Consider the following 12,380-nt stretch of genomic DNA (forward strand, 5'->3'; position numbering starts at 1 on the left):
CGCGGCCCGAAGACTTTTCTGTTTATGTTGCGTTCATGTTAGCAGCAAATGTTTCTGCTGCAAACTCGATCAACCACATTTTGCACAAGGTGCAAACACGCAAATGCTTGGTTTTGGATAAAAAATGGCGACCCCGAAGGATCGCCATTTCGTTTACAGCGGCCGAAAGCGTTAAGCAGCAATGCCATGGCAGTGCTTGTACTTCTGGCCTGAGCCACAAGGGCATGGCGCATTCCGGCTGATTCCCTGACCTGCAAAGGGATCGGTTCCGGCAGCCGCTGCGGTAAGCGTTCCGCCCGCCTGCGGGGGCAGCGCGCCGAACATCGCAGGGGCCGGAGCCATTGGCAGCGCGTCATTCTCGCCCGTAAACGGATCAATGTGGCTGGTGAGGAAGTCGGGAAGTTCCGGAAGCTGGAAATCCTCTGCAGGACGCAAACGGATTTCGCTGGTCATCAGGATGCGCGTGACATCCTCGCGGATCGCATCGAGCATCTTCTCGAACAGGCCGAAGGCTTCCTGCTTGTATTCGTTGATCGGCGTCTTTTGCGCATAGGCGCGCAGGAACACGACCTGGCGCAACGCGTCGAGCGTGGCGAGGTGCTCCTTCCAGTGGTGGTCGAGCCGTTCAAGCAGGATCGACTTCTCGAGGCTGCGCCATGCCATGGCGTCCACCTCGGTGACCTTGCGGTCCATGTGCTCGTCGGCAAGCGTCTGCACCCGCTCCTCGATCGTGTCAGGCTCGATCGCCTCTTCCTGCATCCACGCTTCGAGTGGAATCTCGATGCCCAGAACGTCGCGTACGCGTGCTGAAAGTGCCTCCACATCCCACTGTTCGGGGTAGGAACCCGGAGGGCAGGCATCGCCGACGATCGCGTTCACGGTGTCATGGCGCATGTCGGTCACCACGTCGCCCACCGCCTCGGCATCCATGATGTCGGCCCGCTGCTCGTAGATGACCTTGCGCTGGTCGTTCATCACGTCGTCGTATTCGACGACCTGCTTGCGGATATCGTAGTTGCGCGCCTCGACCTTCTTCTGCGCGGTCTCGATCGCCTTCGACAGCCACTTCGAACCGATCGCCTCGCCGTCGGCCAGGTTGTTGTTCATCATCTTGGCAAACAGCGTGTCCGGGCCGAAGATGCGCAACAGGTCGTCCTCGAGGCAGAGGTAGAACTTGCTCATGCCCGGGTCGCCCTGACGGCCAGAGCGGCCGCGCAGCTGGTTGTCGATGCGGCGGCTTTCGTGACGCTCGGTGCCGATCACGCAAAGGCCACCGGCGGCAAGAACCTTGGCCTTTTCCTCGGCGACTTCGGCGCGGATGCGGGCAATGCCTGCGTCGCGCTCCGGCCCCTCGGGGAGATCGCGCAGTTCGTCCTCGATGCGGAATTCTACGTTGCCGCCCAACTGGATGTCGGTGCCGCGCCCTGCCATGTTGGTTGCGATCGTCACCGCGCCAAGCCGCCCGGCCTGCGCCACGATGTGCGCTTCCATCTCGTGGAAGCGGGCATTGAGGACGTTGTGCTTCACGCCTTCCTTGGTCAGGAACTCGGAGAGCAGTTCCGACTTCTCGATAGAGACCGTGCCGACCAGCACCGGCTGCCCGTTCTCGTACTTCTCGCGGATCAGCTTGGCGATGGCGCCGAACTTGTCCATCGTGTTCTTGTAGAACTCGTCTTCCTCGTCACGCCGCAGCACCGGCACGTTGGTCGGGATGGTGACGACGTTCATCTTGTAGATGTCGAAGAATTCCGGAGCCTCGGTTGCAGCAGTACCCGTCATGCCCGAGATCTTCGGGTACATTCGGAAGTAGTTCTGGAAGGTGATCGAGGCCATCGTCTGGTTCTCGGGCTCGATCCGCACGCCTTCCTTGGCTTCCACTGCCTGATGCAGACCGTTCGACCAGCGACGCCCGTCCATCATGCGGCCGGTGAACTCGTCGATGATGACGATCTTGTCGTCCTTAACGATGTAGTCGATGTCACGCTTGAACATGACATTAGCCTTGAGTGCCTGGTCGAGGTGGTGGACGACCATCGTGTTCTCGACGTCGTAGAGGTTCGACCCTTCGAGCAGCCCTGCCGTCTCCAGCGCGCGCTCGACCCATTCAACGCCTTCTTCGGTCAGCGTGATGTTCTTGGTCTTCTCGTCGGCCTCGTATAGCGAGGGATCGATGGTCTTCACCACCGCGTCCACCGAGAGATAGAGATCGCTCTTGTCGTCAGTCGGCCCGGAAATGATCAGCGGCGTGCGCGCCTCGTCGATCAGGATCGAGTCCACTTCGTCGACGATCGCGAAATTGAACGGACGGTGGACCATCTGATCGCGCGTATGCTTCATGTTGTCGCGCAGGTAGTCGAAGCCAAGCTCGTTGTTGGTCGCGTAGGTAATGTCCGAATTGTACGCCTCGCGCCGCTGCTCCTCGTTGAGGTTCGGCACGATCACGCCCACGGTCAGCCCGAGGAACTTGTAGAGCACGCCCATCGTCTCGGCGTCGCGGCGGGCGAGGTAGTCGTTGACGGTGACGACATGGACGCCCTTGCCCTCAAGCGCATTCAGATAGACCGCGAGCGTCGCCACCAGCGTCTTGCCTTCACCGGTGCGCATTTCGGCAATCTCGCCGCGATGGAGCACGATGCCACCGATCATCTGCACATCAAAGTGGCGCAGGCCCAGCGTACGGACGGATGCCTCGCGCACGGTGGCAAAGGCTTCGGGCAGGATATCGTCGAGCGTCTTGCCCTCGTCCAGCATCTGCCGGAACTTGGGCGTCTGCGCCGCCAGTTCATCGTCTGACAGGCCCTGAAGGTGCGGCTCGAACGCCGCGATCTGGCGGACGATCTTGTCGAGCGACTTGACGTAACGGTCGTTGGACGAGCCGAAGAGTGCCTTGGCGATTGAGCCGAACATGCGGAATTTCCTGTCGAAACTGTAGTGTAGGGGTTCGGGCGCATGCGGGATGCGCCTCTGCAGGCAACGGACTTGCCGGAAAGGATATACCGACGCGTCGCGCTATTCGCGCGCGCGGTCGGTCAATTCAATGCCGCAGGGCCGAATAAGTGCCGGGGCGGGAAGCCACACCGTCTTGCGGCGGGCATTTGTGCGCTTCTGCGGGACAGCGCCACCACGGCCGACACAGCGCTGCTGGCGCTGTTCGACCGCCGTGGCAGAACCTGCCGACATGCCTGCTTCGGCAACTTCCGTGCGCGAGACGGCAAGCGCCACCTCAGGCAGGGAAAGGCCCGTGATCAGGGCAAGAAGAGCAAGCAACATGCGCATTGCCGCAACAGATAGGCATTCCGTCGCGGTTCGTCCATCTTGAAAACGAACCCTTTTGCTTCGAACTGCCCCGACCGACCAACACGGTGTTGAACCGCAGGCACCCGCGCGCTAGGCGCTCATGCCATGTCAGACGCCATTTCCCCGCTCGCCACGCCCTTCCCCGCCCTTCCCGCCATCGCGGGCGTAACGCCGCGCGTGGCGCGTGCCGGGTACAAGGACTGGGGCCGCTGCGACCTTACTTACGTCGAAATGGACGAGGGCACTGCAATCGCAGGCGTGTTCACGCGCAATGTCTGCTGCTCGTCGGAGGTCGAACTCGGACGGCAGAACATCGCCCAAGGCAGCGCCCGCGCGCTCGTGGTCAATGCCGGCAATTCCAACGCCTTCACCGGCTATCGCGGGCGCGAGGCGGTGGAGCAGATCATGGCGCAAGTGGCCGGTCACCTCGGCTGCGCGCGGGAGGAAGTGTTCGTCTCCTCTACCGGCGTGATCGGCGTGCCGCTGCCAAAGGACAAGGCGCGCGCGGGGATCGAAGCCGCAATGCAGGCGGAAGTCTGCACCTGGGAAGCTGCCGCCCGCACCATCGGCACGACCGACACTTTCGCCAAGGGCGCGACCGCCTCGGCAATGATCGGCGACGTGCGCGTGACCTTCAGCGCGATCATCAAGGGCAGCGGCATGATCGCGCCCGACATGGCGACGATGCTTGGCTACGTCTTCACCGATGCAGCCGTCAGCCCCGCGTTCCTGCAGGAATGCCTCTCGGCCGCAAACCGCCGGACGTTCTCCTGCATCACCGTCGACAGCGATACCTCGACCAGCGACACCGTCCTCGCCTTCGCCACCGGCAAGGCCGGAAATGCCGAGTTGACCGGCTTCGACAGCCCCGGCGCCGATGCATTCGCTGCGGCTCTGGAAGACATCTGCCGCCAGCTCTCGCACCTCGTCGTCAAGGATGGCGAAGGTGCGCAGAAGTTCATCGCCGTCAGCGTTACCGGTGCCGTCTCGGACGAAAGCGCGCGCAAGGTCGGCCTAGCCATCGCCAACTCGCCACTGGTCAAGACCGCCATCGCAGGCGAGGACGCCAATTGGGGCCGCGTCGTCATGGCCGTTGGAAAGGCAGGCGAACCGGCTGACCGTGATCGGCTCTCCATCGGCTTTGGCGGCACCTGGGCAGCGCGCGACGGGCAGCCGCTCGCCGACTACGACGAAGCCCCGGTCGCTGCGCACCTCAAGGGCCGCGAGATTTCCATCGAGGTCGATCTGGGCCTGGGTGATGGCGCGGCCACGGTCTGGACCTGCGACCTGACCCACGGATACATCTCGATCAACGCGGACTATCGGTCTTGAGCCGCGCTCTTGACGAGGCCGTTGCCGCGCTGATGCGCGATACGGCGGAGAAGACGCTGCTCAAGCATTATCAACGGCTCGGCACCGAGGAAGTCTCGAACAAGGCCGCGGACGATGTCGTTACCATCGCCGATACCGAAAGCGAGGTCATGCTGGCCGAAGGATTGGCCAAGATCCTGCCCGAAGCGGCCATCGTCGGCGAAGAGGCAGCACACGCTGATCCGGCGATTTTCGAGCGGCTTTCCGACAAGCTGTGCTGGATCATCGATCCGCTCGACGGGACCAACAACTATGCCGTCGGCAAGCCGCCCTTCGGCATCCTGCTTGCACTTGCCCAAGGCGGCGAGACGGTGGCGGGCTGGATCTATGATCCTCTGTCAGGCCGCCTGTGCACCGCGCATCGCGGACAGGGCGCTTGGGTCAATGGTGAGCGGCTGACCGCGCAAGGCAGTGGTGAGGACAGGCCGATTGCCGCGATCTCGCTGGTCTTCGTCGACAAGTCCAAGCGAGCAGCGCTGCTGGAACACATCGCCCCGCACTACACGCTTGTCGATATCCCGCGCTGCGCGGCCGAGCAGTACCCGCGCATCGGCCTTGGCCAGAACGATGTGTCGCTGTTCGAAAAGACGCTGGCGTGGGACCACGCCGCAGGCGTGCTGTTCCTCAACGAAGCGGGCGGCAAGGCGGCGCGGCCCGATGGCTCAGCCTATCGCGTTGACCGGCATCTCGAGCCGGGATTGATCGGCGCGGCAAGCCCAAAGCTGTTCGAAGAGATGGCCCAGCGTCTGGCGAGAATGCCCGCCTGAGCCCCAAAAAACTGCGCCCCCGCGAAGGCGGGGGCCTCAGTCGCTTTAAATTGACCTTCCGTGACATAACCGAGGTCCCCGCTTTCGCGGGGACGCAAGGAGTGATGGTCAGCGCGAAGCGATCAGAGAACGCTTTCCAGCCAGCCCTTGAGCTGGCTCTTCGGCGCAGCACCCAGCTTCTGGGCGACCGGCTTGCCGTCCTTGAACAGGATCAGCAGCGGGATCGACTGCACGCCGAACTGGCTGGCGGTGTCGGTGTTTTCCATGATGTCGACCTTGGCGATCTCGACCTTGTCGGCCAGCTCTTCCGAGATTTCCTCGAGCGCAGGGGCGATCATCTTGCACGGGCCGCACCAGTCCGCCCAGAAATCGACAAGCACGGGCTTGGAGCTGCCCAGCACTTCGGTGGCAAAAGTGGCGTCGGAAACGGCCTTGGTCGACATGACAATGAACTCCTGTTGATTGAAGGCAATCTAGGCACTGCAAGCCGCAGCGCAACAGATCAGCCGGAAAAGGATTCCTGAACCCCGCCAAGGCGCAGCTTTTGCGCCTCGACCAGATCGGCGGGCAGCACGAACAGTTCGGGGGTGTGGGTGTAGAGCAAAGCCGCCTCTACCGGCAGCCCGGGATGGATCGCCTCCAGCGCGGCAACGTAAGCCGCCATCTGCCGGATATAGGCGCCGGGAATCTCGGCCAGCGAGCCGGGAGGACGACGGGCCGTTTTGAAATCGACAATGCGGATGCGCGCCTCGCCGATCACCAGCCTGTCGACTGTCCCGCTCACTACACGCCCGCCGACAACCGCCGCCAGTGGCACCTCGGCCAGCGAATCCGGCCCGAACACCTCGGCCCAATCGGGATGCGAGAGCACCGTCAATGCCGAACGCACCATCGCTCGACGCTCGTCCTCATCGAAGTCAGGCGCAGTGCGCGCAAGCCAGGCCAGCCCCGCCGCCTCGCGGTGGTCGACCGGCAGCTCGGGCAGGCGCTCGATCAACCGGTGCAGCAGCGTGCCGCGCCGCGCCGCAAGGATCGCGTGCGGTCCAGCAGGCGCAGGCGGATCGGGCGCATCGTTTTCGCCCAATGACGAAGGAGCCAGCGGACGCGGCGGGCGCGGCTCGGGGCCGACCGGGGTCAACAGCAACTCGGGCAGCGCCACCCGCTGCGTCACCGGTTGCACCGCCGCCACGTCCTTCAGCGCCGGCGGCCCGCCAATCTGCTTGATCCCGCCCCACAGCGCATCCTCGCGCCAGTCGTCGCCAAACAGCGGCTCAAGCTGCGCATACCAGCTGTCTTCGGGCAGTTCGCCCGGCGTCTTCTTGCGCTTCTTGCCCTTGGCCCCGGCGATGAACAGGGCTTCCTCGGCGCGGGTCATGGCGACATAGAGCAGCCGCCAATGCTCCTCGCGCTCCGCCCGCTTGGCCTCTGCTTCGGCCTCCAGCACGGCCGGAGCCTTCTCTTCCTTGCGCAGCGATGGCAGCGGCACCTTGCGCACCGCGCCCAGCACGTCCTCCAGCAGCTCCAGCCCACGCGGCGGCGAAAGGTCCGGATCATCGGCAGAGTCAGCAAGGATCACTATGGGTGCCTGCAAACCCTTCGAGCCATGCACGGTCATAACCCGTACGAGCCCTTCGGCCTTGCCAGCCTCGCGCTTCAACTCACCCTCGCCCGCATCGAACCACTGCAGGAAAGCAATCAGGCTCGGTACGTTGGCGCTGGAAAAGGCCAATGCGGCGTTGAGCAGTTCGTCGATCGGATCGTTCGCCTCGCGCCCCAATCGCGCCACCAGCCTGCGCCGCCCGTCCCACGGCCCGACCAGCAGCCAGTGCAGCAGGACTTGCGGCGGATCGTAATCGGCGCGGGCAAGCAGGCTGCGCAGCCGCTCCATCGTGGCGAACGTGGCAGGTCCCTCGGTCTGCCGCAGCCAGTCCCACAGTCGCACGCCCTGCTTGCGATAGCCGTGTTCGAGCAACTCTTCCTGCGACCATCCGATCAGCGGCGAGACCAGCAGTGACGCCAGGTTCAGATCATCCAGCGGTTGCGCGGCAAAACGCAGTGCGGCGACGAGATCCTTCACCGCCAGCGGCGCGCCGAGCCGCAGCCGGTCCACACCCGCCACCGGCACGCCCCGCGCATGAAGGCGCGCCACGATCAGACCCGCCAGTTCCTTGCGCTTGCGCACGAGGATCATCACGTCGCCCGCATCGGCATTTCGCGGCTTGCCCTTGCCGAGCGGGAAACCGCTGTCGAGCCAGCCCTTCACCTGCAACGCAATCTGGTCGGCCAGCTTGCGGTCGGGCCGCGAGAGCCAACCCTCGCTGCCTTCGTCGCCCTCGCCTTCATCGCCCTCTTCGGGCGCATCGTCACCGACGACCTTCCACAGGCCCACCGTGCCGGGAATATCGAGCCCGACATGGCGTTCTGGCTTGCGATCAAGGCCGAGCCGGTCCCACCCGATGCGGTCAATCGCGGCATCGACGAAATCGAGGACGGGCCGTGCGGTGCGGAACGATTGGCCCAGACCCAGCTCAAGCAACTTGCGATCCGGATCACCCAGAACCTCGGCCACTTGCGCCAGCTGGCCCTTCACCCGAAGGCTCGCCTGCGCGAAGTTTTCGGGGCTCGTGCCCTGAAAGCCGAAGATCGCCTGCTTGTAGTCGCCCACCACAAACAGCGTGCGCACCGCAGGACCGCGCTGCCCTTCGCCGGTGAAAAAGTCCGATACCAACCCTTCGAGCACGATCTCCCATTGCGAGGCGTTGGTATCCTGCGCCTCGTCGACAAGGATATGGTCGAACCTGCGGTCGAGCTTGAAGCGGATCCATTCGGCGCTGGTGCGCTTGGTCAGAAGTTCAGCGGCGGTGCGGATCTGGTCGTCGAAATCAATGAACCCTTCGCGCGCCTTGGCCTCGTCCCATGCCAGCGCAAAGCGGCGGCCGACGGTGAGCGCGGTGTCGAGCAGTTCGGCCAGATCGAGCTGCGCCTTGCGTGCGCGGACTGCCTCGATGCAGACAATGACGCGCGCCGCCGCCTCACCATAGGAACCATCGACTTTGAGCAGGTTCTTGAGCCACTTCGGCTCACCCTCGGCATTGAGCAATGCCTTGGCGAGCGTCTCGATTTCGCGCGAACGAACGTCAGCCGCAGCGGCCAGCCACTCGGCCACAGGACCCGCCATCTTCGCACCATTGGCGGTGTTCCAGTCTAGCTGGACTTCAAGACACGACCGCAGTGCCCGATGGTCGAACACCTCATCCGCACACATCGCGGCGAGGCTCTCCGGCCCCTCGTCCTCGCCCAACCCGATCACGCGATTGATGCGCGGGCGCAAGGGCGGCTGCCAAGCGCCCGGTCCCTGCCACAACTCCAGCGCGCCGGCACAGCGCAGCAGGAAGCTCTGCACCTGATCCTCGCTCATCCGCCGTGAGAGCGTGGCGAGGTTATCGATAAGCGCCTCGTCGCCGCACTCTTGCGCCTCGACCAGCATGTCGGCGAGCACCTGTCGCACCAGCAGCGCACGGTCGCGGTCTTCCATCGCACGCGTGCCGGGACGCAGCCCCGCCTCGACCGGGAACGAGGCCAGCAGCCACTGGCAGAACGCATGGATCGTCTCGATCCTCAGGCCACCGCCGGGGCAATCGAGCACGGCAGCAAAGCGGCTGCGGGCGCGGGCCACGGTTTGAGGGCCAAACGGCGCGCCGATGGCCTTCAATTGCGCGGCCAGTTCGATCTCGGGCAGGCGCACCCATCCCGCGAGCACTTCGTTGACGCGCGTCGCCATTTCCGCCGCGCCCGCCTTGGTGAAGGTCAGGCACAGGATCTGCTCCGGCTCCACGCCGTCCTGCAATAGCAACCGCAGCACGCGCGCGGAAAGCACCTGCGTCTTGCCCGTCCCCGCCGAGGCCGAGAGCCATACCGTGCGCTGCGGGTGGACGGCGTGAGCCTGATTGTCCTTGAGCGGATAGACCTTGCTCATCCGTCCGCCTCCCCTTCGCGGCCCTGCCACTCGTCGAGGCGCATCAGCTGGTCGTAGTCGGTGTAGCCCGGCAGATCGGGATTGAGACGCGCAGTGAATGGTTCGCTGCCCAACAGCCAGCGCGCAATCGCATCGCGCAGGTAACGCTCGGTTTCGGGCAGGAAGTCATCAAGCGGGATGCCCGCCTTCTTGCGACCTTCAAGCACGGGCGAATCGATGAAACCGAACGTGCGCTGCTTGTTGCGCCCGAGCGACCAGTATTCGAAGCGCGAAGGTTCGCCGGAAACGCCCGGAATACCCCCTTCCCGCGCGATCATGCCGATCAGGCCCAGCTGCAGCGCATAGCCTTCCTGCACCATCCGTCCCGATGGCGGGATACCGGTCTTGTAATCGACGATACCAAGCGTGCCGTCGGCCAGCCTGTCGATCCTGTCGGCACGACCATGGATTTTGATGCCATCGACCTCGATCTCGCCCTTTTCCTCGAACACCAGAACAGTCCGGCCTTCGCCCGCCAGACGGTCGGTTTCCTCCTCGATCCAGTGCAGGGCGTCGATCAGGCGCGGCTTCCACATCGCGCGCATGAACGGATGGGCGCTCATTTCATCGAACATGCGTTCAGCCAGCGGCACGAGTTCGCCGGGCTGACCGCTGGCCAGGTGCCACGCCTTGAGCACATCATGCACCGCCGTGCCCTTCCACGCGGGCGTCGGATCGGCATCGACCGGATCAAGGCTGCGCAGGTTGAGGATGGCCGAGGCGTAGAACTGGTAGGGGTCGCCGCGCAGCCGGTCGAGCGCGGTGACCGCGATTGGCACCCGGCGCTGCGCGGCGCTCGGCATCGGATGGGGGCGCGGATGCGGTGGAGCCGGTTCGGCATTGGCCAGCGCACGCGCCAGTTCAACCGCGCGTGTCTCGTGCCGCAACTGGTCGCCCAGCATCGCGTGGATGCGCAGCAGGAAGCGCGAAGGGATGGCAGGTCCGGTCGCATCGCGCTGCGCATGGCTGAGGACCACTTCGGGCGCGCCCAAGGCGGCGGCAAGATCGTGCGCGGACAGGCCGATGCGGAAGTCCGCTCCCGGAACACCCAGCGCGCGCAGGATTGGCGGGGCCAGCAGCGGATCGGGCGCGGGATTGCCCGGCCACGTCCCCTCGGTCAGCCCGCCACAGATCACCAGATCCGCCCGGCTCATCCGCGCTTCGAGCAGGCCGTAGATGGCAAGTCGCGGATGACCGCCATAGGGCGGACGCACCGAGACTTCCTCCATCGCGTCGCGCAGCAATGCGGGCAGTTCGTCGCAGGCGACCAGCGCGGGGGCATCGGTCGCCGCCTCGCGCCAACGCTCGACGAATTGCGACAGGCAGCGCCCGTCCGCCTGCGCCCACAAACCTTGTCCGCACAGTGCCTCGCCCGCTTCGGCCAGCGCCAGCAGCGCGGCATCGAGCGGCACCTTGCCTTCGAGCGCGATCAGCGGAAACAGCAGATCCTCGACGCCAGACCACCACTCGGCAAGGCCGGGATGGCGCCTGTCGAACTCCTCCGCCTTGCCGCGAACCGCTGCCAGACCGGGGCCGGGGCGCGGCCCTCGCAGCGCAAGGTCGAGCTGACGCACCCGCTCCAGCCAAGCCGCGCGCCCCTCGCCCGCCCGCACCAGCGGATGGCCAAGCAGCGCCAGCAGCGGCACCGGAGCCATGCGCTCGGCCACAACTTCGGCCATCTGCAACAGCACGCGCCCCGCCGCCGTCTGTGGCAGCGGCCGACCCGCAGTATCGTCGGCCACGATGTTCCACCGCCCGAGATGCGCAACCACGCGGGCGGCAAGGCTGCGGTCGGGCGTGATCACCGCAACGCGGCGTTCGGGTTCGGCCAGCGCCTCGCGCACCAGCACGGCAATCGCCTGCGCTTCCTCCTCGGGATTGGCGCTCTCCATCACGCGCACGCCGGACAGACGCCGGTCCTTGGCTTCGAGCGAAACCCACGCCGCGCTTGCCTCGGGCGGGAGGAACAGATTGGAAATCGCGCGGCTGCGCTCGGGCGGCGCGGGCGAAAGGCCGGAGCGGTGCCACGGTTCCACCTCGCCGCGCGCTACGCCCATCCGATTGAGCAGGAGCTTCAGATGATACTGCGGATGCGTCACCACATCGCCACGCTCGAACACAGCCCCATCAGGCCCGCCCGCACCGCCAAGCGCGTCCCACACGTCCTGGCTCAGCGCGAGGTCTAGGTCGGGCAGGATCACCCCGCCATCGGGCATGTCCGCCACCACCCGGAGCAGCTTTACTACGGCGGGAGACGCCGAGGTCACGCCAGCGGCAATCACCGGATGCGCAGGCGGACGCTCGCGCCAGCTTTGCGCCGCATGGGCGAGCAGGCGATTGCGGCGCTCCGGCGCGTCAAGTTTGCCTATGTCGGCGAGATGATCCTTCCACTTGAAGAACGCTGTGGCAAACAGCGCGGTGCTCTCACGCCAGTGTTCCGACAGCTCGCTCGACATGCCGAGTATGGCGTCGGCTAGCATGTTCTCAGGCTGCACACCTTCAACCAGAAGCCGGTCGATCCCTTGCGCAATCCCCCGTGCCTGCCTCAGCAACGCAGCTTCGCCAAGGCTTTCGTCAGGAAGCGCTTCACGCAGCAGCGCGCCAAGCTTTAGCAGCCGATAGATCGGATCGACCGCCTCCGGAATATCCACCCCCGCCCCGATCGGGTCGAGCAATGGCCCCAGCGTCTCGTCCAGATCGAGATCGCCGACCACCGCCATGCGCGGCAGCAGCAGGCCCTGCCCGCTTGCCCGCACGAAAGCCTCGGTCACGGTGCGTATCGCGCGCTGACTCGGCAGCAGCAGCGTCAGCCGCGCAAGGCCGAAGCGTTCCTCGCGGTAACGCGGGATAAGCCCTGCAACCAGCGCATCGGCAAACCCCCGGTGCGCCGCGATCGACCATACGCGCGGGCGTGAGGAGCTGTCTGCCAT

At 65.2% G+C, this 12,380-nt stretch carries 7 protein-coding genes; 2 read left to right on the forward strand and 5 right to left on the reverse strand.

What is annotated here, in order from left to right; translation table 11 throughout:
* Positions 1-171: 171 nt before the first annotated feature.
* Positions 172-2,907: a preprotein translocase subunit SecA gene (gene secA / locus ACZ1JW_RS15870; protein WP_465141272.1), complete on the reverse strand. Its 2,736-nt coding sequence runs from the start codon at positions 2,905-2,907 to the stop codon at positions 172-174.
* Between the two features lie 102 nt (positions 2,908-3,009).
* Complete coding sequence (locus ACZ1JW_RS15875) at positions 3,010-3,270, reverse strand: hypothetical protein (RefSeq protein WP_465141273.1); 261 nt, start codon at positions 3,268-3,270, stop codon at positions 3,010-3,012.
* Between the two features lie 132 nt (positions 3,271-3,402).
* Here ACZ1JW_RS15875 and argJ point away from each other — a divergent pair, with 132 nt between their 5' ends.
* Both argJ and ACZ1JW_RS15885 read left to right on the forward strand, forming a co-directional pair.
* On the forward strand, positions 3,403-4,629 hold the full coding sequence (gene argJ / locus ACZ1JW_RS15880) for a bifunctional glutamate N-acetyltransferase/amino-acid acetyltransferase ArgJ (protein ID WP_465141274.1): 1,227 nt from the start codon (positions 3,403-3,405) through the stop codon (positions 4,627-4,629).
* Positions 4,630-4,661: 32 nt separating this feature from the next.
* A complete protein-coding gene (locus ACZ1JW_RS15885; protein ID WP_465142795.1) occupies positions 4,662-5,435 on the forward strand; it encodes an inositol monophosphatase family protein in 774 nt (257 codons plus the stop codon).
* A gap of 122 nt (positions 5,436-5,557) precedes the next feature.
* On the opposite strand, the gene trxA is transcribed toward ACZ1JW_RS15885, so the two are convergent.
* From trxA to ACZ1JW_RS15900, 3 genes are read right to left on the reverse strand one after another with little or no spacing between them, the layout of a single operon-like run.
* On the reverse strand, positions 5,558-5,878 hold the full coding sequence (gene trxA / locus ACZ1JW_RS15890) for a thioredoxin (RefSeq protein ID WP_465141275.1): 321 nt from the start codon (positions 5,876-5,878) through the stop codon (positions 5,558-5,560).
* Between the two features lie 59 nt (positions 5,879-5,937).
* A complete protein-coding gene (addA, locus tag ACZ1JW_RS15895; RefSeq protein WP_465141276.1) occupies positions 5,938-9,411 on the reverse strand; it encodes a double-strand break repair helicase AddA in 3,474 nt (1,157 codons plus the stop codon).
* On the reverse strand, positions 9,408-12,380 hold the full coding sequence (locus tag ACZ1JW_RS15900; RefSeq protein WP_465141277.1) for a PD-(D/E)XK nuclease family protein: 2,973 nt from the start codon (positions 12,378-12,380) through the stop codon (positions 9,408-9,410). The genes addA and ACZ1JW_RS15900 overlap by 4 nt, the downstream gene beginning before the upstream one ends.

The organism is Novosphingobium sp. BL-A-28-Hi1-0D (assembly GCF_055521755.1).

What these genes read in the sequence shown, in the direction of transcription:
- ACZ1JW_RS15875 (WP_465141273.1), bottom strand. Translation starts at nt 3,270, where the DNA reads ATGTTGCTTGCTCTTCTTGCCCTGATCACGGGCCTTTCCCTGCCTGAG.
- trxA (WP_465141275.1), bottom strand. Translation starts at nt 5,878, where the DNA reads ATGTCGACCAAGGCCGTTTCCGACGCCACTTTTGCCACCGAAGTGCTG.
- addA (WP_465141276.1), bottom strand. Translation starts at nt 9,411, where the DNA reads ATGAGCAAGGTCTATCCGCTCAAGGACAATCAGGCTCACGCCGTCCAC.
- argJ (WP_465141274.1), top strand. Translation starts at nt 3,403, where the DNA reads ATGTCAGACGCCATTTCCCCGCTCGCCACGCCCTTCCCCGCCCTTCCC.
- ACZ1JW_RS15900 (WP_465141277.1), bottom strand. Translation starts at nt 12,380, where the DNA reads ATGGCAGACAGCTCCTCACGCCCGCGCGTATGGTCGATCGCGGCGCAC.
- ACZ1JW_RS15885 (WP_465142795.1), top strand. Translation starts at nt 4,662, where the DNA reads ATGCGCGATACGGCGGAGAAGACGCTGCTCAAGCATTATCAACGGCTC.
- secA (WP_465141272.1), bottom strand. Translation starts at nt 2,907, where the DNA reads ATGTTCGGCTCAATCGCCAAGGCACTCTTCGGCTCGTCCAACGACCGT.